Consider the following 25,848-nt stretch of genomic DNA (forward strand, 5'->3'; position numbering starts at 1 on the left):
ATAAAAAAGCCAACCAAATAGGTTATAAAACTGCTAAAAGAAGATTTAAAATGGAACTCAGAAATTTAGCTATTGCTATGATTGTTGTAGATTGTGATGGAAACTTAAACCATTTTGAGACTTAAAAAATGGTCGGAAGAAATTCCGACCATGACTGCTAATTAGCCGCTTTTTTTATTGATTCTTATTTGGGTAAGGGACTAATTATTTTAACATTTTGAAAAGTAATGGCACCTCTTATGATACCCGAAATAACATCTTGTAATGCTTCTACAATTTGCATTTTTAATTCACTTTTATGATAAATAATACTAACTTCTCTAGCAGGGGAAGGTGCATTAAAGGGATGCAGGTTTTCTTTTTCTCTCTCATTAAGTTCTAAAGTATGCAAATAGGGTAAGAGTGTCATACCTAAGCCTTCGTTAGATAATTTTATAAGTGTCTCAATACTACCGCTTTCTAATTGAAATTGATCGTCGGAATGATTTTTAAAAGCTTTACATAAGTTAATAACACCGTCGCGAAAGCAATGTCCATCTTCAAGAAGTAGCATATCATTAATATCTAAGTCTGAAACGTCTATTTTTTCGTTAGTATGTAATCTATGTCCCTTTGGTATGTAATTTACAAATGGTTCAAAATAAAGTACACGTTCTTTTATATTCTCATCTTCAAGAGGTGTTGCAGCTATAGCAGCATCTAAATTACCGTCTTTAATTCTAAGAATAATTTCTTCGGTTGTTAATTCTTCTATTTTAAGTTTTACTTTTGGATGCTTTTTTATAAAGCTTTTTAAAAACATTGGAAGCAGTGTAGGCATTACCGTAGGTATAATACCTAATTTAAACTCACCACCAATAAAACCTTTTTGCTGGTCTACTATATCTTGAATTCTATAAGATTCATTAACTATATTTCTGGCTTGATTAACAATTTTTTTACCAACTTCTGTAAGTTCAATAGGTTTTTTACTTCTATCAAAAATAAGAACATCTAACTGATCTTCGAGTTTTTGTATTTGCATACTCAACGTAGGTTGGGTAACAAAACATTTCTCAGCAGCTTTAGTGAAATTTTGATTTTCGGCTACAGCCAAAACATAATATAATTGAGTAATTGTCATAATAATCAGTTTAGGCTATAAAAATATAAAAACTATCAATAAAACTTATAGAAAGACCTATTAATTATAAATTAAATTTGTAGTAAATGAAAAAGATATGATACTTAATAGTTTAGGATTAGAAATAAAAAAGGCAAAAGCTATAACAGGTGATTTGAACCACTTATTAGCAAATTTTCAAATATATTATCAGAATTTAAGAGGGATTCATTGGGATATTAAAGGAAAACGTTTTTTTTTGATCTACATGTAAAGTTTGAAGAATTATATACAGATGTGAATATTAAGGTAGATTTAATTGCAGAACGTATTTTAACTTTAGGAGAAACACCATTTCATACTTTTATAGATTATATTGAAAATGCACAAGTTCCTATTGGAAAAATATTTCGCAAGATGATAAAGCGGTTAGATTAATTGTAGAGTCATTAACCAAACTTTTAAAAATTGAAAGGCAGATTTTAGATAAATCAGGAGAAGCTAATGATGAAGGTACTAATTCTATGGTGAGTGATTTTATTGCAGAACAAGAGAAAACGGTTTGGGTGATGAAAGCTTGGTTAAATGAAACAGTTTAGTTTACTATAAAAGGGGATTAATTATTAGGAAATAGATATATTATAATAATCCTCTAGCTTTAATTTCTAGGTATTTATTAATGGTATCTATGGTAAGATTCTCAGGAGTTGTGAGAATGGAGTAGATGCCATATTTTTTTAATTCATTAACAATTAAACGTTTTTCAAAAGCAAACTTTTCTGCAATAACTTTATCGTATACTTGTTGTACTGTTTCGGCATTGTTTTTAATTAAATTAGTTAACTCTGTGTTTTTAAAAAAAATGACAACTAATAAATGGCTTTTGGATATCGCTTTTAAATAAGGTAACTGTCTTTCTAGACTATCTAAAGTTTCAAAATTAGTATACATAAAAATAAGACTTCTATGCGTAATGTGTCTCTTTATATTACCATATAATCTTCCAAAATCACTTTCAAAAAAATCTGTTTTAACATTATAAAGTGATTCTAAAATAAGTTGCATTTGTGAACTTCTTTTTTCGGCAACAACAATGTTTTCAATACGTTTAGAAAATGAAAACATGCCTGCTTTGTCATGTTTTTTCAATACAACATTACTAATAACAAGTGTTGCGTTTATGGCATAATCTAAAAGGCTTAAACCGTTAAAAGGCATTTTCATGATGCGACCTTTGTCTATTATAGAATATACAGGTTGAGATTTTTCGTCTTGAAATTGATTGACCATTAATTGATTTCTCTTCGCAGTAGCCTTCCAATTAATGGTACGTAAATCGTCGCCTAAAACATAGTCTTTTATTTGTTCAAATTCCATAGAATGGCCTAAACGTCGTACTTTTTTAAGGCCGTATTCTAATGAATTCTGATTAATATTTAAAAGTTCGAATTTTTTTAATTGTTTAAAGCTAGGGTAGGTTGGTACCATTACTCCTTTTTCGAACATAAATCGTTTTGCTACAAAGTTTAAAATAGATGAAGCATATACATTTAAGCTACCAAAATGATATTCGCCACGTTCTGTGGGCTTTAATATGTATTGTACAGTTTTTGTTTTACGAGAAGAAATAGTATCCTTTATTTTAAAATCTCGAACTTGAAATTGCTCAGGGATTTCATCTATAATTTCTAGATGAATGGTAATTGGGTAGTTGTTGCTAATATTTAATTCAATTAAATTTTTGTCACCATTAGAAAACTTATCAGGTAAAACTCTAATAGCCTCTATTTTATTTTTACCAATAAATACGATTAGAAGGTCTAAAAAGAATAAAAGTATAAGTATTAATATAGTAAGTTGAGCAATATTAAATAAAAAAGGAATGAAATAACTTAAAGCAAATAACACGACAATGCCAATTCCAGCATAGAAAAAACGAGGTTGTATGTAAAAAGGTTTAAGGAACTTCAAATTTTGTTAGTTATTAGTTGTTAAAAGCGAGATGTGATTTCTCTCTATGTTCGCAATGATTATAGATTATTAGTTTTCAATACTTTTTCCTATTTCATTTATATCATCATAATTACCAATACCTTTTGGGTTATTCCCGTAATGATTTGGTCCATGATCTCCATTGGCAAAAAACATCCAAAGTTGATAGAAAGGAATAAGTTGATACCAACCACTGTTACCTCTATCGTGACAACGTTTTGCACCCTGAACTACAATAATATATATTAAAGGAATTACAATTACTATTTGTATATATTCTGAGAAAGGTATATTAGAAAGCTCAGTGAATAGACTTAAACCATTAACTATTAGTATATATCCTAAATAGGAAAGGCCGTATTCGGTTCTTCTAATTCTTCCTTTATATGATAAAATATTTTTGAACATAATTTTTATTCTAATAATTGCTTGCTATTTACTGAACACTGCCAACTGAATGTTACCTTGGTATCTCAACAGTTTCAATAATTTGTTTAATAATTTGTTTACTTGAAACACCTTCCATTTCACGCTCTGGAGTTACAATAACTCTATGTTGAAGTACAGGAATTGCTGCACGTTTTATATCTTCTGGAGTTACAAAATCGCGTCCGCTCATAGCAGCAAAAGCTTTACTGGCTTTTAATATAGCTATTGAAGCTCTTGGAGATGCGCCTAAATATAAAAACTGATTGCTTCTTGTAGATACGATAAGTTCTGCAATATATTTAAGGAGATGCTTTTCAATAATTATTTGGCTAACAAGTTTTTGGTATTTAATGATTTGTTCGGCAGAAAGAAACGATGTTATTTCTGCAGTTTTTTGTTTGTCTTTAAGTTCGTGTTCCCTAGAAAGGATTTCTATTTCTTCTTCAAGGTTAGGGTATTCTACATCAATTTTAAATAAAAAACGGTCTAATTGTGCTTCAGGTAATCTGTAGGTGCCTTCTTGTTCTACAGGATTTTGTGTGGCTAAAACTATAAAAGGAGAGTCTAGTAGAAACTTGTTACCGTCAATAGTAATTTGTTGTTCTTCCATAACTTCAAACAAAGCAGCTTGCGTTTTTGCAGGAGCTCTATTAATCTCATCAATAAGAATCATATTAGAAAAGATTGGACCTTTTTTAAACTCGAATTCAGACGTTTTAAGATTGAAAACAGAAGTTCCTAAAATATCACTAGGCATTAAATCTGGTGTAAATTGAATTCGACTAAACCCAACACTTAATGATTTTGCAAGAAGCTTAGCTGTAACTGTTTTTGCTACTCCAGGAACCCCTTCTATAAGCGAATGTCCTTTGGCTAAAAGTGATGCGATAAGCATATCTACCATATCTTTTTGACCAACAATAACTTTGCCTACCTCGTCTTTAATTTTTTGAACGCTTTGTTGAAGTTCAGATAAATCTAATCGACTTTTAAATTGTAAATCATTAGAGTCTTTTAAAACACTACTATCAATTGACGATACAACATCAGATTTTGGTAGGTAATCTTGGTGATTTTGTGGTTCTTTATTTTCGTCCATAATTATTTTGAATAAAAAGCTTCAATATGCTTATTTAATTTGATGAGATTTTCTTCAAAAAACTCATTCTTAGATTTTAACCAATTTATATAATCGATTAATTTTTTTATGTCTTCTTTTTTTCTTCCTGCTTTTGATGCTAGATTTGTAATAAAATCTTCATTTAAGACAGAGGTGTCTAAGTTGAAATCAGCTCGTATTTTTTCTAAAAAGTACGTTATTTTTTTGTCTATTAAATTTTTATGGTCTTGCGTATCAAAATATAAATTAGATACTGTTTTCACAAAAGCAACTGTGGTGTTCTGTAAAGGTTTTATTATTCTTATAATACGTTGTCTTCGTTTAGCGTTAAAAATCATGAATAAGATACCAAAAATAATGGCCGTAAACCATGCCCAACGAAAGGATAATTGTTCCAAGAACCAGCTTAAGTTAGACTCTTTTTCTACATCGCCATCATAACCAGTTTGTATTTTTCCATAAGAGTCAAAATACACATCATTTTCAGGTAAATAAGAAATCACGCCCTCTATGTATTTATACCGTTCTTCTTTTAATAAGTGATAATTCGTAAAAGCTTTTGGTTCTAGGTGTAAAAAAATATGGCCTTTACCAAAAGGAATTTCAATAAAATTAACATGTTTATAATCAATTTTAGAGTAACCTAATATGTTATAATTTATCGTGTCAAATTTAGAAAAATAGCTGTCACCTGGGTTTTTATCAAGAGTAATGTCTTTAGTATTAACATGTTTAAGCGACTGGTAAGAGATACTATCTTTTTCATTTAAAATATAGTCAATATCAATACGTAATGTATCATGAATTTTTTGAGAGAAATAATAATCTGAAAGGAATAGTGTATTACCAACATCTACAAAGTTTAATAATTCATTAACAGAATCCTCATACAGATAATCCGAATTACCAATTATAATATAACTGCCTTTTGCAACATGTTCACCATAACCACCTTCAGAATTTGCTCTTAAATAACTATTTGGTTGATGGTAAACAGTTCTAAGCTTTTGGTTTTTAAATAAACTAGGTAATTCTTTATAGAATATACTAAGTCCATAGGGTTTATTACTTTTTTCATCAAAAGACTCTTCCCAATCTACAGTTTTTGTTTTTTTTACACTTAAAGCTACAGAGGCAACTACTACTAAACCAACAATAATTATGAGTACAGGTAAAATTCGTTTCATTATTTAACCTGTTTTAAAAGAGTTGTAAAATGACGTTTGGCTTGCGTATATTTCTCCATATTTAAAGGGAACTCTCCATACCAAATATAGTTATACAAATAAGAGGAGTAAGAGAATTTATTGCTAAATGGAGTGTTGCTTATTTCATTTAAATATTGACTATTGGTTTTATCGTCTTCAAATTTTATATAGTTTTTTAAGCTTAATGTTTTTAAAACCAATAAATAATAATATCTAATAGCTAAACGGTAATTGTTATCATTTTCAGCACGTTTTATAAGAGCTTGAATGTCTGCATTTTCAATATTTTCTGAAGTTATTTCTTCAAAATCACTATTAAGTTTTTTGCTTTGTTTTGATGAGAACAAGCCAGATCCACCTTCGTTAAGTAAAATATAAACTAAATAAACTACCGCAATGGCTATGGCTAGATAAAATAACCATCCTAAAAGACCTAAATTTATACTTATAGATTCAGAATTATCTCGTTCTTTCCGTTTCGCTTTTTTGTTTTTATAATCTTCATAGTTACCAGACCCTACTTGAGTTTTGGAAACTATTTTTTTTCCCTCGTAATTATATTTGTCACTAGAGTAACGAGTCTTAAAATTTTCATCAAATTCTCTAAGTTGTTCAGGCTCTTGAAATATATTTATACCAAAAGTTGTTTGATAGCTAAAAACCATCAAAAACATAAAACAAATAATATGTAGTTTGTTTAATTTCAAATAGAAGTAGGGCTTAAAGATGTTAATTGGGTGCTTTCTTTATAAACTTTAAAGGGATATATTAAATAATAATAGCTAATAACACCTAAAGTAATTAGTATGATGGCTACAGATAATACATGTGGCATAACATTAGAATATCTAGTAATAAAACCTTCTAAAAACCCAGCGGCAAATGTAAACGGAAATGTACTAATTAGAATTTTAATACCCGTTTTAGCGCCTATTTTAAATGATGTGTATCTAGAATGCGTTGCAGGAAATAAAATACTAGCACCAAGAATTAAACCCGCAGCAGCTTCAATAACTATAGCAAAAATTTCCATAGAACCATGAATCCAAATACCACGAACACTTTCCCAAAACACTTCTTTTTCATAAAAGAAATATTGAAAAGAACCTAGCATGATACAGTTTTTAAACATAATATATAATGTACCAATACCTAAAAAAATGCCTAAAACAAAAGCAATAATACCAACACGTAAATTATTGATGGTAATACCAATAAAACTACCCCAATTACTTCCGCTTTTATAAACAGCAACAGGGTCTCCGGCTTCAATATTCTCTATAGACATGTTTACATAACTATCGCCTAATACAGAGCGAACAAATTCCCCATCGTTAGCAGCAGAAATAACACCAATAAAAGTAAATGCAAAAAAAATGATGAAAGCAATGTAGATAAATTTGCGGTATTGATAGCAAATTAGAGGAATTTCTGTTTTCCAAAAAGATAAAATCCTGTTAGTATCCTCTCGTTTAGTTTTATATATTTTTTGAAACGCTTGAGCAGACAGTTGATTAAGGTATTTAATAACCTTACTTTTAGGGTAGTACGTTTGCGCATACGCTAAATCATTAATTAAATGTACATATTGAGAGGCGAGTTCGTCCGGATCTTTAAAGTCATTATTAATGACCGCTTTTTCAAAACTCAACCATTTTTCCTTATTTTGCTTGATAAATGCAACTTCCCTCATATATTCGATAAATTAAAATATAAAATGTCAGAGTTACAAATTAACACGACCCAAAATGTGAAAATAATGTTCAATGCCGCAGGAGTAGGGGAAAGATTATTAGCATTTATTATAGATGGAGCCATAAAGATAGGGTATTATCTTGTTTTAAATAACGTTTTTGGAGTTTTTGAAGGTATGGACGAATGGTCTCAAATTGGGATTAATACCGTTTTAAGTTTTCCTGTAATGTTTTATACTTTGGTTTTAGAATCTTTTTTACAAGGGCAAACACTAGGGAAACGGGCTGTTAAAATACGAGTTGTTAAAATTGATGGTTATCAAGCCTCTTTTTCAGATTATGTAGTACGTTGGTTTTTTAGAATTGTAGATATTTATATTTTTGGAATAGGTTTTTTCGTCATGCTGTTTAATAATAAAAATCAACGTTTTGGAGATATGGCTTCAGGGACAGCCGTTATAGGCTTAAAGAACCATGTAAATATTAATCATACTATTTTAGAAAATTTAAAAGATAATTATAAACCAACGTATCCTAATGTTATTAAGTTATCCGATAATGATGCCCGTATTATAAAAGATACATTTATTAATGCACGAGCAGCAAAAGATTACCAAACATTAATAAAATTAAGAACTAAAATTGTTGAAGTAACAGGAATAAAAGAGATGTTGGAAAAAACAGATATGGATTTTATAGATGTGATCTTAAAAGACTACAACTATTATACTCAAGACATATAAGAATATAACCACTTTTTATTTTTGACAAAAGTGTGTAAATCGCTTACTTATAGTAGTATTTAAAAGGGGGTAATTATTTGGGGCGTTACCTTATCAGGTCGGGCTTTCGGTAGTCGCTCTCTGCGAGGAGCTCCAACAATACCTCAATCCCTAACGCAACTTACAGTTATAAATATTAACTTTTAAAATTGAATAAAAGCCTATGTTTTATACAATAGATATTTTAGGAACCATAGCATTTGCTATTTCAGGAGTATTAGTAGCCATTGATAAAAAAATGGATTTATTTGGTATACTAATTATTGCTTTTGTAACAGCTGTTGGAGGCGGCACTCTGCGGGACATATTAATAGGAGAAACACCAGTAAGTTGGATGAAAGATATAACATTCACCTATGTTATTATTGCATCTACAGTTTTGGCTATTCTCTTAAGAAGTAAAATTAATTATTTAAGAACATCACTGTTTTTATTTGATACTATTGGTATAGGTTTGTACACCTTAATAGGCATAGAAAAAGGTTTAAATGCAGGTTTGCATCCCATTATTTGTATAGCTTTAGGCACTATAACAGCCAGTTTTGGAGGTGTTATTCGAGATATTTTATGTAATGAAATACCAGTTGTCTTTAGAAAAGAAATTTATGCAACAGCTTGTATACTTGGTGGTGTTACTTATTTTTTATTAATAAAATTACCAATAAAGAGTAATTTGGTTTTTATAATTGCAGGAATTGTTGTGATAGTTACAAGGTTATTAGCAGTCAAGTTTAAGATAGCGTTACCAACAATTTATTCTCATAATAAAAATTAATTTTTTAACTTACATCAACCATCAACCATCAACCATCAATCATCAACTATTCAATAATCTCAACATTTCTAATAAATACGCTTTGTATTGGCCAATCGGAATCATCTGTTTTTACAGCAGCAATTTTATCTACAACATGCATGCCTTTTATAACACGTCCAAAAATAGTGTAGTCGCCATCTAAGTGATGTGCGCCACCTTTTTGTTGTACAATAAAAAACTCATAAGGAGATGCTAGTTTGTAAGGGTTAGCAATTTCACTGCTAGGCATAGATATAACACCTCTGTCGTGTTTAAAACCGCGTTTAGTATCCTTAGGGAGTAAATATCTGCCAATATGAGTGCGCTTTTTAATTGTTTTAGCATCATCTCCATTCCCCGCTTGAATCATAAAATTATTAATAATACGATAGAATTGAGTGCCATTAAAATATTTCTGTTTGGTTAAGAAAATAAAATTAGAACGGTGAAATTTGGTTTCGTTGAATAGTAAAATATCAATAGTTCCAAAATCGGTAGTAATTCGGACTTTATTTTCTTTGTGCTGCTTATCGTATTCTAGGAAAAAAGCTAAGGAGCTTTTAGAATCTAATCTTGGGTAAGTTCTTTCTGGTACTTTACTAATAGTTTTGTTAGTTTCTTTTTTATTAGGTTTTGCCGTTTCTATTTTTGGAGTAAACTTCTTTTTAGTTTGTTTGTCTTCACAACTAAATAGAACTAATAATAAACATAAAATACTAAGTAAGCGCATGTGTTAGTTTTATGTTCAAAGATAAAAAAAACGTCTAGATGGGGTTCTAGACGTTTTTGAATAAATAGTTTACAATTACTAATTAATTTTTAATAATCCTTTTAATAACCAATTCCCCATTTTTAAGAGTTGTTCTAAGAATATAAATACCCGTTGGATAGCTGCTTAAGTCTAAAGAAAATTCTTTGAGACTTGAAGATTTAGCATGGTTTTTTATATAAGTTCTTCCAAATTGATTACTTAATTCCCAAGATTCTATATTTTCTGTACTAGCGATATTAACGATGCTTGTTGTTGGGTTTGGGTGGAGTTTTATGATGTCTTCAATTTGTTGTTGAGTAATTGTTTTTGTCTGTTGTGATTCGATCAAACTTGATGAGTTATCGCAACCATCTATATAAGCTCTGAAACTAGAACCAGATTTGGCATGAAAGCCTAATAATAGTTTTATCGAATTACCTGCATCATATGCTGCATTAGCATTTGTATTAATGATATTACTTGCTTTTATAGTATCTTCTGCATCTTGAATATCAATTTGATTTTCAGGTACTTCTTTGTCGATTATTAATTCAGGTAAGCATGAACTTAATGTAATAAAATTAATATTAGAAGAATTAGCAAAATTAGTAATACCATTGCTGCAACGTGTTCCAACCCTCCAATTATATGTTGTATTTGGGGTTAATCCAGAAATTGTTTGAGTTGTACTTGAGCTATTTGTGTTTATGTTAGTCCATGAACTAGAAGTGCTTTTTTTATATTGTGAATAATAACCATTATTACCAGATACAGTATTCCAATTAATTGTAGCACTAGTAGATGTAATATTTGTAGTAGTACGATTAGTAGGAGCTGCTAAAGAGCATGTTCTTATTACAGGACATCCATTATTAGAAGCAGGTCCAGATTGATTAGGACAGTCATCTATAGAATCTGGAGTGCCATCTCCATCTGTGTCTGGAACAGGATCATTATTAATATAAGTAACATTAATATTTAATAAACCGGTATGAAAATTGCCTATTTCGTCGTTCCAGTCATGTCTAAACGTATAGTTGGTTGTTGTAGTTGTAGATACAGTTCTTTTAAACCTGAATTTTACAGTAACAACATCTCCAACATACATAGCTCCAGTACCAGGGTGAAGATTAAGGTACCCATTATCTGGAATTAGATTAGGGTTTATAAAATATGAGCTTGCTCCAGGGCTTGAACCATAACAGTTTAGTCTAATAGAGACTTCTAGTTCTTCACCAGAATTAACATTTACATTTTGTGTAGTAGGTGAGAAAGTAATGTTATTTGCTTGTATGCAAACAACATAAAATATGAAAAGTGTAGTTGTTATTATCTTTTTTATGTTTTTCATAATAGCGTATATTTAAAAATGAAGCGATTGTATTTTAATTTGTTTTTCATAATTCATTTGAATTATTATACTTTTTAAGGTATGTAGTATTGATTTCATTTAAAACAATAGAATCCCACTTCATGCATTTTTGCATAAGTTATATGGTTTTCTATAATTAATATTTAGAAATAAATAAGGCTGACTAATTAGTATTAATCAGCCTTATATTAAGGATGTAGGTAGAGTATTTACTCTATTTTGCTATTTGAGTCTCTAAAGCTTTAATACGCTTTTCTTGTTCGATGGTATAAAGTGTTAATTCTTCTATTTTTTGTAAAAGTATAACGCTCATTTCTTTAAGTTGTAATCCATCTTCTTTTAATGTTGCAGCACTAGGTACTTCTGGTAAGTGATGGTTGTTTTTTGTGTATGTTTCAACCTCTTCAAGAGTTGGCATTACATAGTTCGATTTTAAGTTAGAAGCACCTGTGTAATATTTTTCAAAAACGTAATCTGGAGCAGCAGCGTTTAAAACAACTTCTACTTCTTCACAAAGTATTTTTCCGTCTACAGTTAATTTTTCGCTTGGGTTTGTAAGGCCTATGCCTACGTTTCCATTAGATGAAATAGCCATATGCTCTTTTGATGAATCACCTGAACCTAAAATGAGCTTTCCAACAGACCATAATTTCATATTGTCATCTATATCTTTATTCAATGATCCAATACCTGTTATGACAACTTGAGAATTACAACGGATATTACCATTAACATGTAATTTAGCTGTTGGGTTTGTTGTTCCAATTCCGACATTGCCATCAGGTAATAATGATAATTTTTCAACTAAAGGGTTATTGTTGGGATTTGTGCCATTTTTTTGCACAAAAAAACCAAGTCTATCTCCCGCATTACCATGACCATTCATTATTGAAGAAATTTTTGAAGTTGCTACAGACTTGCCATGGCCTGTCTTAAATTCTAATGATGTAGACATGTTGGAAGTCCATGTTGAATTAGTTAATCTTAAGGCTATTAGGTCTTTGCTGCTATTGTCAACTACATCTAATTTTGCAATTGGATTTGTAGTTCCTATACCTACTTTACCTGTAACAGGAAACGTATTGTTTTGAGCATTTGCAGTTACAACAAAAAGAATAAAAAGCGTCAAGCAGTTTAAATGTAATTTTTTCATGATAATATTTATTTTAAGAGTTATTTATTGATGAATGTTTTATTGTTTGACTATTGTTTTTGTAAATATGTCTCCATTTTCTATTTGGACTTTTAGTATATAAATGTCGTTTTCTAAATGGGTTAATGGTATTTCATTATTTGTAAGTACTACGTTTTTTACTTCTGTGATTAAAGTTCCAAGCATATCAAAAATACTATAGTGTATAATAGGAGAACTTAGCTCTTCTATTGTTAAACTTTGTATGTTAGAATTATAACTAGATTTTAGGGTTTTAATATTTTTTCTACTATCACCTCCATTACCACCTATTTTAGTTTTGCGAAGTAATGGTCGTTTTTTATTATGTATAGTTTTACTTAGTGTTCTATCTATTCCAGGGACTATTCTTACAGAGGATGTTCCTGGTGTTATACGTATTTTCCCGTCAGAACGAATATCAGCGGTAATTATGGAGCCTTTAGAGCCGTCTTCTGGAAGAGATGTTATTGTAATATCTTCAGAGCAGTCTTTGATGATTTCTCCTATCCCATGAAAATAAGTTCCACATTCTATGGTAAACAATTTTACATAGTTTTTGAAACTGAGCGTCAAATAAAGGCTTATTAGTAAAATAAAGCTGAGTATTGGTTTGATTGAAAGTTTGTTTTTCATAATAATGACAAATTTATATGTGTTAATTAAATAAGGAAATACCATATTTATGGTATTTTTAAGCCTAATTTTTAAATATTATACTTTTGATTAAAACCTTAAGAGTATTAGGTTGCTCTATACTATTTATTAACATTGTTAATGCTCAAGGTGTTGAAAATATTAAAGCGTTAAACCGTTCTTTTGAAGAAGTAATTTATACTAATTTTAATGAAGCCAAAAGTATAGCATTACAGGCGGTTTCGGAAAGTGAAAAGGTGTTAAATGATACTTTGTTATTAGAATCGTATGATCATTTAAGTAAAATATATTTACAATTTAAATCACTAGATTCTTCATTATTCTATTGTAATAAAGCATTAACATATGCTACTAAGTTACATTTTCCTGAAAAAGAATCTATGTTGTATAATAGAAAAGGGAAATTGGCTAGAGCAAATAGTGATTTCAAAGGATCTTTGAGCTTTCATAAAAAGGCATTGAGCATAGCAAAGTCCCATGATTTAGCCCAGTTAGAAGTAGATATTAATAATAGTTATGCATTATTATATAGAAATAGGTTAGAAATTGGTAAAGCTTTTAAATCATTAGAGAAAGCTATAGATATAGCTTTATTAAATAAATATCAAAAAGGCTTATCCGAAAGTTATAATATAAAAGGACTTTTGTTTTATGATACGCATAAGGATAGTACAATCTTTTATTATAATAAAGGGCTTAAAATTGCAAGACAAAACAATGATAAGTATTTAGAAGGAATTTTACTATCTAATATTGGAGATTTATATCTGAATATTGAAAATTATAATAAAGCTATTGTTTATTTAGAACAAGCAGAACATATTTCGAAAACTATAGGAAATAAGACGACACTTTATTATGTAAATATGTCTCAAGCTATATATAACGAGTCTACAGGGCAGTTTTCTGAGGCTATTAAATGTTATGAAAAGGTGTTAAGTGATTATAAAACGTTATTAAATGATTTTCAAAGAAGAAGAGTGTACTGGTTACTATCTGGAGCTTTGTGGAATAATGATGAATTAGGAGAAGCCTTTTATTATCAAGAAAAGTATATTTTTTTGAACGATAGTATTTTTAATACTGAAAAAGAAAAAGAATTTCAGACGCTACAAACCCAATACGAAGTAGAAAAAAAGGATAACCAAATTGTACTATTAGAAAAAGAAGGTGAACTAGCCAGAACACGTCGAAATTGGATTATTGTTAGTGCTATTTTACTCGCTATACCATTATTAGGCTTGTTTTTGTTTTACAGGCATCGGGCGAAAACGCAAAAAACAATTAGATTACAAGAGCATAAACTTCATGAAAAAGAAAAAGAACGTTTAGAGCAAGAACAAAAATTAAAAGCAACACAAGCTTTAATAGAAGGGCAGGATAAGGAACGAGACCGTATAGCAAAAGAACTTCATGATGGAATAGGAGGCGAATTAGCAAGCATTAATTTAAGCTTGTCTCATTTAAATCTAGATTTAAATAACGAATCGATAACAGAAGTTAATCATTCATTAAAAAAGACGTTTAGAGAATTACGTGCATTATCACACGATTTAAGTTCTAACTATCATAAAGATAAATCGTTCAATCATTTATTGGGAGAGTTAAAACAAAAATATGAACAAAGTAAATTGTTTACTATGGAAATTTCGGTTTTTCCACAAGAATGTTTACAAGAATTAAATGCACATGCAAAACATAATTTATACCGTATTATACAGGAGCTTTTAGCCAATATAGCTAAGCATGCAAAAGCGCAGTTAGTGCAGTTATCATTTAATAAACATGATAATGTATTAGTTATGATATTAGAAGACGATGGTAAGGGGTTCGATGTCGATAAGCAAAAAAATGGTATTGGAATTAAAAATATTAAACAACGTTTAGAAAGTATTAATGCGACATTTACTATAGATAGCACTATAGGTAAAGGGACATCTGTAATTATAGAAAATCCAATAGATAAAAATAAACTTCATGAAGATTAATTTGGTAGTAGTAGACGATCACAGCATGTTTTTAGATGGTATATCCGCAGTACTTTCTAAAGAGGAAAATATAAATATTATAGGGGTTTATAATAATGCAAAAGATGCTTTAAATATATTAGATACCCATATGCCAGATTTATTAATAACTGATATTTCTATGCCAGAAATTAATGGATTAGAGTTTGTAAAGATGGTGAATGAAAAGTATCCAGATTTAAAAATTTTAGTAATAAGTATGTTTAAACAAATACAAACATTTGAAGGCATAAACGGGTATTTGTTAAAAGAAACAAGTAGTGAACAATTATTATTAGCCATTGATAGAATAGTGATTCATGACGAAAAGTACTTTTATAAAGACTACGAAAAAGGAAATAATGTATTAAATTTTCATAATGCTATACTTTCTGCAAGAGAAAAGGATATTGTCTGTTTAATGGCAAAAGAATTAACAACCGATGAAATTGCGGGACAGTTATTTTTAAGTAGATATACCATAGAGACCCATAAGAAGAATATATATTTAAAATTACAAGTAAATAATGCAGCGGGGCTAATAAAAAAAGCCGTTTATTTAGGCTATATTAATGAGTAACATATGAATAAATGAATTTTTAAAATCGCTATCAAAAATAAAAAATATAGAGCTTCCTGCCGAAGTATCACATTTTAGAATGGTGCCACCATTCCGTCAAGAGTTTCTAAAAAACAAAAAGAAGCTATTAAAAAAGTAGGCGTGTTAGTCTTGTTTTATCCAGATATTCATCATAGAACTAGGTTTGTATTAAAAATTATATGTTTTTGATAGTTTTTTTCTTTGGGTAAATTATTAATATAAAATTAAAAAAAATGAAAAATTCAAAACCAATTAGTTTTATATTTCTTCGCAAGAAGCACCTAACGAAGAATTCGGTACAGCAATAAAGGAATAACAGCAGCAGCTGGTTGTTTATTTCTACTTGCTGTAGTAGCAGTTCTATTGAGGTTTAAGAATGAGCCTTAGTTAGTGTTGCTATCTTTTTATCTATAAAGGATGATGCAACTCTACTTAAACAGAACTCAGGTTAACTGAACTCCTTTGGACTTAAAGTCACCTCTTTAATCATTACTCAATTATAATTTTTTACATTACCATTGTTTTGTCTTCAATGATGCTCCAAATATTCATTAACTATTTTACCAGTAATATTTCCAGTCTCCCCCAAGTAACCAAAGCTAACGCCCAAAAAATAACAGTCCAATATTTCTTTTAAGGAAGGAAATTATTGTTGAATTTTTCTTATGTATTCTGCTTTTTAATATTTACCGATCTTGAGCATCACATATTTGTAGTAAAAGTGGGAACAACGAATCTGCATATCTCTTTTTTAAATAGGATAACGATATTTTGTATTCCAAACTATATAAATAGTCAACCGAGTAATACTATGCCCACTTGATCTTTGTTCAGATAAAAAAACAAAGGGAAGTAAGTGTTTTTAGATGCTAAAGTGAAATGTACTAAAACACATAGTTTTAACTTATACAGTCACTTTAGTTTGCTATGAGAAAGTAATGTAGAGGAAATTAGATGGATCAACTTTACAGAACATACTATCAGGAGATAAATATGGTAAATAATAGCTAATCTTTATTACTTAAATTGTATTTATAGAAAGAATGCTACTACGTGTAAATGGAGTATTTTTTTAAGTAACTGTAAATTAAATACTTGTTTATGACTGTTTTTAAGTTTTTATCAATGTCATGACAATATGAACAGGACAAAAATTATACTTTATTGAAATTGATGATTTGGCATTAAAATGATGTTTTTTAATGGTTTTGTTTCGTTTTTTGTTTATAGTTCGTTGTTAATTTTCAATTATTTTATTGTTTTCTTATTAATATTATAAAATTTTAATCAAAACTAAGTTGTTGATTTTCAATACATTATTTTATATCTCTGTAGGGTTAAATTATATAATACGTGTATACACTTAGAATATGTTTTATAAAAGGTTTTTTCTTTGAATCAATTATTAATATAAAATTTTTTAAAAATGAAAAATGAAAAATCAATTAGTTTTTATGCTTCTCAACAAGAAGTGTCAAATGCAGAATTCGGTACAGCTTTAACAGCTGGAGCATGTAGTACATGTTCTAGTTCTTGTGGGGTAAGTATGGAAGAAAAGACAATTAACCATTATTCCTCAAATCAAGAAATCGAAGATGAGTTCGGTACAGCTTTAACCGCTGGTGCTTGTTCTTCTACTTGTAGTAGTTGTGGTACTTCTATGGTTTAAGATTAACCTTAGTTTTTGTTAGTAGTAATAGTTGTGTCATCTTTTCATCTAGAAAAGGTGATGCAACTCTACTAAAAACAGAGCTTATGTTAAATAAAAAAGGACAATCACTTTTAGTAAGAAACACAAAACATGGATCAACAAAATTTAATACTACATCCTGATGCACATTGGGTAAAAACAGATAACGATCGAGTACAACTCCGTCAGCCAGATGGGACACATATTACTTTTGATCAACATGCTACAGATATAAACAATGCGCTTACGGTGCTTCGTTCCCCTTCGGAGAATAATGTTATTTCTGTAGATATTAATATCATGACACAATTAAAAGAATTGTTAAATTCAAAAGGGTTACTTGTTAATGAAAATTATTCTTCGACTTCTCAATTTCAGAGATTAATGGATTTACATGGGACACCAGCGGCAAAAAAAGCTTCAGAATCTCTTCCTACTACAATATCATTTTTAGGAAAAGGAAAATTAGCTTCGTTAGCCAGAAAATCCCTTAATAATGCAGGAATTCAAATTACCGAAGAAGGTACAGATACATCTTTGCTAATTGCTATTAGTGATCAAGATGATTATGAATTCTTTCGTGAGGCAAATACTATGGCAGTGAAAAATAATCATCCTATATTATTTTTTCGCTGGGCACAACGCAGGTTTGTAATAGGCCCATTTGTGATACCAAAGCAGACAGCTTGTTTAGAATGTGCTTATAAAAGAGAACTAGGCTCAAGTCTTTTTCCTGATGAGCTAAAAGCTTATAGGACAGATAATGTTACAAATATGCCTAACTATGAAGGAGGTTTTGTATTAGATGAATTAGCTTCTGCATTAATAACAAGACATGTTATGACTATTTTAGAGGGTAATTTTGATTTAGCTGGACCTTCAAGTCTTGTGCGAATTAACCCTGTAACTTTAGAGGTTAAATATGCTCCAATATTGCGTCTTCCTCGTTGTAATGTTTGTGGGAATTCTGAAAACAAACCTCAAAGAGTTATCAGAGGTCAATTCCTTTCATAACTTTAGAATTATTTAAAAGCTTACTCAAGAAAAAAATAGAATAATGGACAATAAATTAGCTGTACTATTGGATCGTACTTTGGATCCTGATTATGGAATTATACGTTATATAAAGGAACTTCCTTTAATGCCCGAAGAACCAGATATTTTTATAACGGTGGCAGAATTTCAAGATCCCTTTATTGTGTCACCAAGAGGGGAAGATAGAAAATTTAGAATGGATAGACAGTCTGCTGGAGCATCTTTGGATAGAGAATCATCTATCTGGTCGGCTATAGGTGAAGGTATAGAAAGGTTTGGAGGAGCAGTATACGATCCTGATAGTATTACATGGGCAGCATCAAAAGATTTACAAGCAGATAATTTTGTGCATCCAAATGATTTTATTTTGTTTAGTAAAGATCAATATGATAATCCTAATATAAAGTATACACGTCATAACCCGAATATACCTATTGGTTGGACTACTGCAAAAAGATTAAGTGATCAAAAAAAAGTATATTTTCCAGCTTCTTTAGCATTTTTTGCATATGAATATAAAGATAAAAGTGAATATTTAACAGATTCTTATAGTACTGGATTAGCCTGTGGTCCCACTAAAGAATGGGCTGCTTGTTCTGGTCTTTATGAGGTAATAGAAAGGGATGCTTATTCATTACATTGGGCTGCAAAACAATCTCCAAAGAAAATTGAGATAGAACAGGCGATAGATTGTGCAGATCCGGAATTAAAAAAATTACTAATAGATGTAAAGCGTAAGGGGATCGAGTTATTTCTTTGTGATATAACAAATGATATTGGAGTGCCTACAATCATGGCTATTTCTAAAATTCCTAATAAGCCAGGTATTGCCCTTGGAGCCTCTAGTAATTTATGCATTAAAACCGCTTTAAAGAAAGCGATAGTAGAATCTTTTCATACTTTCAATTGGTGTTTAATTACGGAGTCAAAGGATGAAAAAATCAAAAAAGAAGAAATTTTAATGTTTCTGGATCATGTGCGATACTATATGGAAAATGAAGAGCAAGAACAATTTGCTGATTTTTTTTGGAAGACAACAGAACGGTCTGAATTGCTAGATGGATTATCTTCAACATCACCTTTAAGTACTTTAGATCACGCACAACAATTAGAAATCCTAGTCTCGAAATTAGAGAAACTTGGTCATCATTCATACCTTATTGATATTACTCCCAATGATATTGCTAATCTAGGTTTACATGTTACTAAAGCTGTAGTACCTAGTCTCCAACCTATGTGGTGTGGGTATGGTAGAGTTCCACTTGATAGAAGGCGTTTTGAACAATTTTTAAAGTATAAAGGAAAAGACTTAAATATAGCTATTAATGAAGAAATTCATCCATTTCCATAAACCATTATTTTTAAAACATTAAATAGAGAAAATATTTTTTAATAAACACATTTTATGGAACCAAAAACTTTAGATCATTATTTAAATAAGAACAATACATCTGTTGAGCAGGTTTATAGAGAGGAAATGAAAAATATGGTAGAAATTTTTCATGAAAACACGAAGCAATCTGAAGCTCTAAAGCCTTTATTTTTAAATTCTATATTGAAACATCTTTATGATGAAAATCAAATACTAGCAGATTCTTTAAATCATAAAAATTATGTTTTTAAGCCTTCATTAAAGTTGCCACCTGCGAATACTATAGAAAAGACACTTCATGAAATTTCTAGTCAAAGAAGTTCTCATCGAAATTATAAAGCAGGCCCTCTGTCAGATCAAGAATTATCTGATTTATTAACAAGTCTAAGAGTTACAAGAGAAAGTATATCTAGTGTAAATAGTAAGGCTAAATTATGCCTTCGAACCTATGCCTCTGCTGGTGGATTATATCCTGTAGAAATCTACGTATTTAGACCTAATGAGCAATATACAAATTGGCAGAGTTATTACTATTCTTTAAAAAAGCATGAATTGTCATTAATATCACCTTCCATAAATCCAGAAGATTTATACCAAAATATAGGTACTAGTGAGTCAACCCAAGAGATTGGGGCAATTATTGTTTTGACAGGGATATTTGAACGCAGTGTACATAAATATGGTTCATTGGGGTATCGTTTTGCATTAACCGAGGCAGGAGGGATGTTACAACAACTTGGACTGGCATCAGCAGGACTAGGATTAGGATCGATCGTTTGGGGAGGAGCTAATGATGATAAAATCAATGAATTAATTGAGGTAAATGGAGTAGATGAAACAATGCTAAACTGTTTACTAGTAGGGAAAATAGATTAGAAATTTAATAAAAATTCAAATATATATGAAAACCTTTATAAAACAAAGTCCAAGACAAATATTTAAGTCTATTTGTGTGTTTTCGGCACAAGGATTATGGTTTAAAGCCCGAGAAGTAGCAGAAGAACTAACAAACAGAGGTGCTTCAGGATTATGGTTAGATTTAGCTTTTGATTTAGCCGATGGGTTGAGAAAAATAAGACAAATATCCAGTGAGCTTTTTGTGTTAAATAATCAAGCATTAACATTAGAAGAAAAAAATATTATAGAGGAAGCTTCTTATTGGGTATCAGATAAACTTAAACAAGAGCCTGCTACTTTAATTATAGATGTTTCGCTACAAGGGAGTCCTATTCATGCAATTACAGGAATTAATGGATTTGGTTTTATTTCTGCAAGTAGATCAGACTTAGTAAATAAATCTTTAATGGTTCATGAAATCACACACTGCACTTTAATGTCACGTTCTTTATTTTTGGACGAAGGATTGGCGACTCTTTTTCAAGACCAAGTAAGTGATGAAAAACTATTGATAGAGCCAAAGTATTGGGATCGCCCAAGTCTTGCAGCTCTTATAGAAATGGATTGGAGTAATGATCCATACTTTTCAAATATTTTACCTACTAATAAACATGCTTCCGATCCACTAAAAAACGATTTAAGGGTACATTTTTTAGCTGCTACTATAGTTGATCTCATGATTAGAAAAAACTCTGTAACCGATTTAGTAAAGGTGTTTCAACAACTAAAACCGCAATTGCGAGAAGGTCGAAGTCCAACAGTCATTAAAGAACTTTTTTCCATTGATTTATGGCAGTTAGATGCAGAGATTATTAATAATACAACGCTTTCATTTCATCCACCATCTAATAATTCAATAATTGGAGTTGCCTCAAAAATCCTAGCTGAAGAAGATATGGAAGAAGCAAAACTTTGGCTACCTACAGCTAGAATAAAAGCATATGAAAGTGTGGAGGCATTAATAGCTTTGATTAAAATATTAATTGTACTTGGTAACAATAGAAAAGAACCTATAAAAGGGTTGCCTTATAGAACTGAAGCATTAGTTGCTATGAATTGGTTCGAATCTAAAAGTAATAACGACCACAATGAAACATTAGATTTAATTCAGGCTTACAAATATGTTTTTAAATTACGTAATGCAGGGCATGCAATTGAATTAAGAACCATTGGAACACAGGCTAGTAATGCCTTTAAAGAACTTCTTTTAAAATATCCTGAACAACCACAAATTATTGTTGCTTGTGCTAGGGCGCAAATAAGAATAGATTATTATCTGATTTCACAATCAGAGTGGACGGAAAAATTAAAAATGGTAAAATCTATCCCTTCTTATGAAAAGGCAGTAAATATGCTAATAGAAGAACATTCAAGATTTATTTTATAGTTCCTTATAAATTTAAAAAAATAAAAAATGGAAAATTTTAATGATATAGATGCTGAAACTGTCAATCTCGAGCAAATCAAATCATTACCAAGTAATGCATATACTGATCCCGAAATTTTTAAAAGAGAACGTTACGATTTATTTCGTTATATACCAGTAATGGCTACTCCTGTTTGTTTACTTCCTAATATTGGAAATTATGTGGTAATAGATATTGCTGAAGATAGTGTGATTGTCACAAGAAATGATAAAGAAGAAATTAAGGCAATGGCTAATACTTGTCGCCATCGCGGAAAACGATTAGTAGATAATAAAACAGATTTGATGGAGCCTCAGAAAGGATTTAAGTCTATTGTTTGTCCTTATCACGCATGGAGCTACGACTTAAATGGTAAATTACTTAAAGCTCGTGGAGATGAGTCTAATTCAGCTTTTAAACATCTTTGTTTACGAAAATTACAAGTACAAGAATCTGCAGGATTAGTATTTTACCATGGACATCATGAGCAATATGAGCGCGTAAAAAATTTGGAACAGACTTTAGGGTCTCTTAATCTCAAAGAAGCTAAAGTTGGTGCAAGAAAAACGTATGATGTTAAAGCAAATTGGAAGCTTTGGACAGAGAATTTTTTAGAATGTTGGCATTGCGCTTCGAGCCATCCTGAATTAAGAACGGTTAAGGGGTTTATAGATCAGTTCGAAGGAGGTAGAGAAGATCTGTACATACAAGATAGTATTAATTGGGCCTCAAAAGCAGAAAAGAAAAAATGGAAAAAACCTATCGAAGAAGATTTTAATGCAGATAAAGATCTTTTTCATTTTAATGTGAATATGCCATTAGGAGGAGATACATTAACCGCCAGTAAAGATGGTAAAAGAATGGGGGCTACCTTAGGAAATGCAGAAGGACTGGAAGGTGGAGCTATATTTGGTTGCATGGGACCCTTTTTGTTTTATTTAGCTTATGTAGATTATATATTACTTGTTACCCTTAAACCAAAATCTGCAGACAATACAGAAGTCGAATTAATATGGCTTACCTCTGCAGATTTTAGTGCTTCAGAAGATGAATTAACTTGGTTATGGGATACTACTATTAAACAGGATATAAAATTAATAGAAGAAACTCAAAGCGGTGTAAGTTCAATTCATTATACACCTGGTCCTTTTCAAGCAGATGAATATCGAACAAGATCTTTTGTTTCATGGTGGAAAAAATGGGAACAAAAAAATGAAAATTAGTAAAAGAAGTATGTATGAGTCTTAAAAAAGAACATAATCATAAAACTGTACTACTTTTTTTATTCATAACATTATTAATTAATACGTTAGGTTTTGGGATTATTATTCCTGTAAAACCACAACTTATTATGGATATTACAGGTGAAACTTTAGCTAATACAGCTAGTTGGGCTGGATATATCATGCTTGGATATGCTTTAGCAAGATTCCTATTTGGTCCCATGTTGGCTTCATTATCTGGGGTTTATGGAAGGAGGTCAATACTATTATTAACTATAGCAGCTAGTGGTATCGATTTCTTAATAATGGGAGTCGCTCAAAATATCGAAATGCTTTTTATTGCTAGAATATTTTCGGGAATTTTTGGAGCTACTTTTGCAACTATTAATCTCTGTGTGACGGATATTTCTAGTAAAGAAAAAAGAGCAGTTAATTTTAGTGTTATTAGCTCTGCATTAGGATTCGGTTTAATGATAGGGCCTTCAATAGGAGGTCTAATTGGAGATTATTTTGGTACCAGAGCGCCTCTGTTTTTTGCTTCAGGATTATCGGGTATTAATTTATTATTGGGTTACTTTTTTTTGACAGAAACTCTAAAAAAGAAGGTGAAAAAGAAAATAATATGGAGCAATCTAACACCTTTTGGAGTTTTAAAAATATTAAAAGTATCATCAATGCCAATTCAGTTATTTTATGCTTTTTTCTTCATACAGCTTGCTTTTCATTCTTTTACAGCGACTTGGACTTACTTTACGATATCCAAATTTAATTGGAGTTTTTCGGATATTGGCTTGTCTTTAATGATGGTAGGAGGGGTAAATGTAATTGTTCAAGGGGGATTAAGTCGCTTCTTAATTCCTAAGCTTGGAGAATGTAAATCAATTATATTAGGCGGGGGAGTTATGATCTCCTCTTTTTTAGCTTATGCCTTTGCAAACCATGGTTGGATGATTTACGTTATTGCAATTTTTGGCGGACTAGGAGGATTAATTATGCCCTCTTTGCAAAGCATTATGTCTGGTAAATTGCCTCTTAATCAACAAGGAGAACTAATGGGGGCAATAAGCTCTAGTAATGGTGTTTCTATGATTATAGGACCTTTACTAATGACCCAAATATTTTCTTTTTTCACGAAAAATACATCAATACTATATTTCCCTGGAGCCCCTTTTCTTTTATCAGCTTTTTTCGTTTCAATAGCCTTATTTCTAATAATCAGAGTATTTGTTCAAGATGTTAAAAATAAATATCATTTTAGAAAAAAAAATCTAAAGTTTATTAAATCTACAAAATAAAAATGACGAACAAAGATCAAAATATATTAAAGTACCCTATTAAAAAGATATCAATTGATGATTTTGAAAAAGTTGGATTTGTTGCAGATTATTATGAATCTATTTTAAAAGGAAACTATGGTATAATTGTGCTTGGAGGATCCGAAGGAGGAAGACCTAGACATCTTGCAGAGAAAATAGCTTCATTAGGTTATACTGTGCTTTCATTGGCTTATTTTAATGAAGGAGATCATTTACCTAAAGAGCTTGAAATGATCCCTCTTGAATATTTTGATAAAGCAAAAAAATGGCTCCTAAAAAAAAAGGGAATTAAACAAGATGGTTTATTAATTGTAGGTTGGTCTAAAGGGGCAGAACTTGGATTAGTATTAGCATCCCGAGATAATGATTATAAAGGATTTGTTGCAATAGCGCCAAGCTCGGTTGTATGGCCTGGAGTTATAAAAGATTGGTCAAGAAAAGCGTTATCTAGTTGGAGTATAAGTAAAGAACCTATCCCTTTTATTCCTTATAAGGGGCAAGCAAGCTTTTCTAAAAGTATTACTGATATATATAAGCAATCCTTAAAAAACATGACTCAACCTATTAGTCATACAATTAATTATGAGAGAATAAAGATTCCTTTACTACTTTTTAGTGGAAGTCTTGATATTATATGGCCAGCAGAAATGATGGCTAGAACTATTTGTGAAGAAATAAACAATCTACATCAAGGAAAAGTAATATGTACCCATTACAATTATGAAAACGCAGGACATTTATTAGATGGACAATTTAACTTAGGAGGAACTAAAGAAAATAACGATAAAGCTAATATTGATTCTCTTAATAAAATCGAGCAATTTCTTAAAAAAATTAACTCAACTAAGTAGTGAAAAAGTCTTGTGGAATACGAATTTCTTGCCCAAATATATTGATAATCTAAAATTTGACTATCTAACTTTTCTAAGAGTCTTTTTATAGACAAATTAGGACGATATTTTAAGATTTGTGAAATTCTAATTCTATTTGATATGGGTTTTGTAACCTAAGAATGAATGTAGTTTTTTGCGATTACATCAAATTTTAATGTGTTTAAATATAGCTGTTTTAGTTTCTCTTTAGTTTTTAAATTTACTGTGATATAGAATTTCTGTTTTTAAGTTAAAAAATATAACAACATTATCCCTATAGTTTGTTTTTTACTTATAATTAGTGTTATATATTAACTTCTATAATTAAGTATGCACTAGATTTGATATAAGTAATT

23 protein-coding genes and 1 pseudogene are annotated in these 25,848 nt (G+C 30.3%); 13 read left to right on the forward strand and 11 right to left on the reverse strand.

What is annotated here, in order from left to right; genetic code table 11:
- Positions 1-184: 184 nt before the first annotated feature.
- On the reverse strand, positions 185-1,123 hold the full coding sequence (locus tag A8C32_RS11880) for a hydrogen peroxide-inducible genes activator (protein WP_069830646.1): 939 nt from the start codon (positions 1,121-1,123) through the stop codon (positions 185-187).
- Between the two features lie 97 nt (positions 1,124-1,220).
- Here A8C32_RS11880 and A8C32_RS11885 point away from each other — a divergent pair.
- Positions 1,221-1,701: pseudogene (locus A8C32_RS11885) on the forward strand (Dps family protein).
- Between the two features lie 40 nt (positions 1,702-1,741).
- Here A8C32_RS11885 and A8C32_RS11890 read toward each other — a convergent pair.
- The 6 genes from A8C32_RS11890 to A8C32_RS11915 form a co-directional block, all read right to left on the reverse strand.
- Entirely contained in the window at positions 1,742-3,073 is a 1,332-nt protein-coding gene (locus tag A8C32_RS11890; protein ID WP_069830647.1) for a DUF58 domain-containing protein, read from the reverse strand.
- 69 nt (positions 3,074-3,142) lie between these two features.
- Positions 3,143-3,502, reverse strand: a complete 360-nt coding sequence (locus A8C32_RS11895) for a DUF805 domain-containing protein (protein WP_069830648.1) — start codon at positions 3,500-3,502, stop codon at positions 3,143-3,145.
- A gap of 52 nt (positions 3,503-3,554) precedes the next feature.
- Positions 3,555-4,622: an AAA family ATPase gene (locus A8C32_RS11900; protein WP_083253331.1), complete on the reverse strand. Its 1,068-nt coding sequence runs from the start codon at positions 4,620-4,622 to the stop codon at positions 3,555-3,557.
- 2 nt (positions 4,623-4,624) lie between these two features.
- On the reverse strand, positions 4,625-5,830 hold the full coding sequence (locus A8C32_RS11905; protein ID WP_069830649.1) for a DUF4350 domain-containing protein: 1,206 nt from the start codon (positions 5,828-5,830) through the stop codon (positions 4,625-4,627).
- Positions 5,830-6,558 (reverse strand): hypothetical protein, encoded by a 729-nt coding sequence (locus A8C32_RS11910; RefSeq protein WP_123803419.1) that lies wholly within the window; start codon positions 6,556-6,558, stop codon positions 5,830-5,832. Before A8C32_RS11910 ends, A8C32_RS11905 begins: the two co-directional genes overlap by 1 nt.
- Positions 6,555-7,544: a stage II sporulation protein M gene (locus A8C32_RS11915; RefSeq protein WP_069830651.1), complete on the reverse strand. Its 990-nt coding sequence runs from the start codon at positions 7,542-7,544 to the stop codon at positions 6,555-6,557. The genes A8C32_RS11910 and A8C32_RS11915 overlap by 4 nt, the downstream gene beginning before the upstream one ends.
- 24 nt (positions 7,545-7,568) lie before the next feature.
- Between A8C32_RS11915 and A8C32_RS11920 the strand changes: the two genes are divergently transcribed.
- Positions 7,569-8,288 carry an RDD family protein gene (locus tag A8C32_RS11920; protein ID WP_069830652.1) on the forward strand — a complete coding sequence of 240 codons (720 nt, stop codon included), beginning with the start codon at positions 7,569-7,571 and terminating at the stop codon, positions 8,286-8,288.
- A 202-nt stretch (positions 8,289-8,490) separates the two neighbouring features.
- Positions 8,491-9,102 (forward strand): trimeric intracellular cation channel family protein, encoded by a 612-nt coding sequence (locus A8C32_RS11925; RefSeq protein ID WP_069830653.1) that lies wholly within the window; start codon positions 8,491-8,493, stop codon positions 9,100-9,102.
- Positions 9,103-9,148: 46 nt separating this feature from the next.
- Here A8C32_RS11925 and A8C32_RS11930 read toward each other — a convergent pair whose 3' ends face one another.
- The 4 genes from A8C32_RS11930 to A8C32_RS11945 form a co-directional block, all read right to left on the reverse strand.
- Positions 9,149-9,853: a peptidylprolyl isomerase gene (locus A8C32_RS11930; protein WP_069830654.1), complete on the reverse strand. Its 705-nt coding sequence runs from the start codon at positions 9,851-9,853 to the stop codon at positions 9,149-9,151.
- 82 nt (positions 9,854-9,935) lie between these two features.
- Positions 9,936-11,225, reverse strand: coding sequence for a 3-coathanger stack domain-containing protein (locus A8C32_RS11935; protein ID WP_069830655.1), 1,290 nt, complete (start codon positions 11,223-11,225; stop codon positions 9,936-9,938).
- A gap of 235 nt (positions 11,226-11,460) precedes the next feature.
- Positions 11,461-12,399, reverse strand: coding sequence for a hypothetical protein (locus tag A8C32_RS11940; protein WP_069830656.1), 939 nt, complete (start codon positions 12,397-12,399; stop codon positions 11,461-11,463).
- Positions 12,400-12,438: 39 nt separating this feature from the next.
- Positions 12,439-12,963, reverse strand: a complete 525-nt coding sequence (locus tag A8C32_RS11945; RefSeq protein ID WP_069830657.1) for a T9SS type A sorting domain-containing protein — start codon at positions 12,961-12,963, stop codon at positions 12,439-12,441.
- Positions 12,964-13,139: 176 nt separating this feature from the next.
- Here A8C32_RS11945 and A8C32_RS11950 point away from each other — a divergent pair, with 176 nt between their 5' ends.
- The 10 genes from A8C32_RS11950 (at position 13,140) to A8C32_RS11995 (ending at position 25,471) form a co-directional block, all read left to right on the forward strand.
- Complete coding sequence (locus tag A8C32_RS11950; RefSeq protein ID WP_069830658.1) at positions 13,140-15,062, forward strand: tetratricopeptide repeat-containing sensor histidine kinase; 1,923 nt, start codon at positions 13,140-13,142, stop codon at positions 15,060-15,062.
- Positions 15,052-15,660 (forward strand): response regulator transcription factor, encoded by a 609-nt coding sequence (locus A8C32_RS11955; RefSeq protein ID WP_069830659.1) that lies wholly within the window; start codon positions 15,052-15,054, stop codon positions 15,658-15,660. Before A8C32_RS11950 ends, A8C32_RS11955 begins: the two co-directional genes overlap by 11 nt.
- Positions 15,661-17,107: 1,447 nt before the next feature.
- Entirely contained in the window at positions 17,108-17,350 is a 243-nt protein-coding gene (locus A8C32_RS11960; RefSeq protein ID WP_069830660.1) for a hypothetical protein, read from the forward strand.
- Positions 17,351-17,482: 132 nt separating this feature from the next.
- On the forward strand, positions 17,483-18,385 hold the full coding sequence (locus A8C32_RS11965; RefSeq protein ID WP_069830661.1) for a TOMM precursor leader peptide-binding protein: 903 nt from the start codon (positions 17,483-17,485) through the stop codon (positions 18,383-18,385).
- A 43-nt stretch (positions 18,386-18,428) separates the two neighbouring features.
- The gene (locus A8C32_RS11970) at positions 18,429-19,757 is read left to right on the forward strand and encodes a YcaO-like family protein (RefSeq protein ID WP_069830662.1); all 1,329 of its coding nucleotides are present in this window, start codon (positions 18,429-18,431) and stop codon (positions 19,755-19,757) included.
- 54 nt (positions 19,758-19,811) lie between these two features.
- Complete coding sequence (locus A8C32_RS11975) at positions 19,812-20,654, forward strand: SagB/ThcOx family dehydrogenase (RefSeq protein WP_069830663.1); 843 nt, start codon at positions 19,812-19,814, stop codon at positions 20,652-20,654.
- Between the two features lie 25 nt (positions 20,655-20,679).
- On the forward strand, positions 20,680-22,062 hold the full coding sequence (locus tag A8C32_RS11980; RefSeq protein WP_069830664.1) for a hypothetical protein: 1,383 nt from the start codon (positions 20,680-20,682) through the stop codon (positions 22,060-22,062).
- Between the two features lie 27 nt (positions 22,063-22,089).
- On the forward strand, positions 22,090-23,304 hold the full coding sequence (locus A8C32_RS11985; RefSeq protein WP_069830665.1) for an aromatic ring-hydroxylating oxygenase subunit alpha: 1,215 nt from the start codon (positions 22,090-22,092) through the stop codon (positions 23,302-23,304).
- Positions 23,305-23,318: 14 nt separating this feature from the next.
- Positions 23,319-24,599 (forward strand): MFS transporter, encoded by a 1,281-nt coding sequence (locus tag A8C32_RS11990; protein WP_069830666.1) that lies wholly within the window; start codon positions 23,319-23,321, stop codon positions 24,597-24,599.
- A 2-nt stretch (positions 24,600-24,601) separates the two neighbouring features.
- Positions 24,602-25,471, forward strand: coding sequence for an acyl-CoA thioester hydrolase/BAAT C-terminal domain-containing protein (locus tag A8C32_RS11995; protein ID WP_069830667.1), 870 nt, complete (start codon positions 24,602-24,604; stop codon positions 25,469-25,471).
- Positions 25,472-25,848: the final 377 nt, after the last annotated feature.

The sequence above is a fragment of the Flavivirga aquatica genome, assembly GCF_001747085.1.
Taxonomy (GTDB): domain Bacteria; phylum Bacteroidota; class Bacteroidia; order Flavobacteriales; family Flavobacteriaceae; genus Algibacter_C; species Algibacter_C aquatica.

What these genes read in the sequence shown, in the direction of transcription:
- A8C32_RS11970 (WP_069830662.1), top strand. Translation starts at nt 18,429, where the DNA reads ATGGACAATAAATTAGCTGTACTATTGGATCGTACTTTGGATCCTGAT.
- A8C32_RS11930 (WP_069830654.1), bottom strand. Translation starts at nt 9,853, where the DNA reads ATGCGCTTACTTAGTATTTTATGTTTATTATTAGTTCTATTTAGTTGT.
- A8C32_RS11940 (WP_069830656.1), bottom strand. Translation starts at nt 12,399, where the DNA reads ATGAAAAAATTACATTTAAACTGCTTGACGCTTTTTATTCTTTTTGTT.
- A8C32_RS11935 (WP_069830655.1), bottom strand. Translation starts at nt 11,225, where the DNA reads ATGAAAAACATAAAAAAGATAATAACAACTACACTTTTCATATTTTAT.
- A8C32_RS11990 (WP_069830666.1), top strand. Translation starts at nt 23,319, where the DNA reads ATGAGTCTTAAAAAAGAACATAATCATAAAACTGTACTACTTTTTTTA.
- A8C32_RS11880 (WP_069830646.1), bottom strand. Translation starts at nt 1,123, where the DNA reads ATGACAATTACTCAATTATATTATGTTTTGGCTGTAGCCGAAAATCAA.
- A8C32_RS11980 (WP_069830664.1), top strand. Translation starts at nt 20,680, where the DNA reads ATGAAAACCTTTATAAAACAAAGTCCAAGACAAATATTTAAGTCTATT.
- A8C32_RS11960 (WP_069830660.1), top strand. Translation starts at nt 17,108, where the DNA reads ATGAAAAATGAAAAATCAATTAGTTTTTATGCTTCTCAACAAGAAGTG.
- A8C32_RS11925 (WP_069830653.1), top strand. Translation starts at nt 8,491, where the DNA reads ATGTTTTATACAATAGATATTTTAGGAACCATAGCATTTGCTATTTCA.
- A8C32_RS11900 (WP_083253331.1), bottom strand. Translation starts at nt 4,622, where the DNA reads ATGGACGAAAATAAAGAACCACAAAATCACCAAGATTACCTACCAAAA.
- A8C32_RS11905 (WP_069830649.1), bottom strand. Translation starts at nt 5,830, where the DNA reads ATGAAACGAATTTTACCTGTACTCATAATTATTGTTGGTTTAGTAGTA.
- A8C32_RS11965 (WP_069830661.1), top strand. Translation starts at nt 17,483, where the DNA reads ATGGATCAACAAAATTTAATACTACATCCTGATGCACATTGGGTAAAA.
- A8C32_RS11995 (WP_069830667.1), top strand. Translation starts at nt 24,602, where the DNA reads ATGACGAACAAAGATCAAAATATATTAAAGTACCCTATTAAAAAGATA.
- A8C32_RS11985 (WP_069830665.1), top strand. Translation starts at nt 22,090, where the DNA reads ATGGAAAATTTTAATGATATAGATGCTGAAACTGTCAATCTCGAGCAA.
- A8C32_RS11895 (WP_069830648.1), bottom strand. Translation starts at nt 3,502, where the DNA reads ATGTTCAAAAATATTTTATCATATAAAGGAAGAATTAGAAGAACCGAA.
- A8C32_RS11915 (WP_069830651.1), bottom strand. Translation starts at nt 7,544, where the DNA reads ATGAGGGAAGTTGCATTTATCAAGCAAAATAAGGAAAAATGGTTGAGT.
- A8C32_RS11920 (WP_069830652.1), top strand. Translation starts at nt 7,569, where the DNA reads ATGTCAGAGTTACAAATTAACACGACCCAAAATGTGAAAATAATGTTC.
- A8C32_RS11955 (WP_069830659.1), top strand. Translation starts at nt 15,052, where the DNA reads ATGAAGATTAATTTGGTAGTAGTAGACGATCACAGCATGTTTTTAGAT.
- A8C32_RS11975 (WP_069830663.1), top strand. Translation starts at nt 19,812, where the DNA reads ATGGAACCAAAAACTTTAGATCATTATTTAAATAAGAACAATACATCT.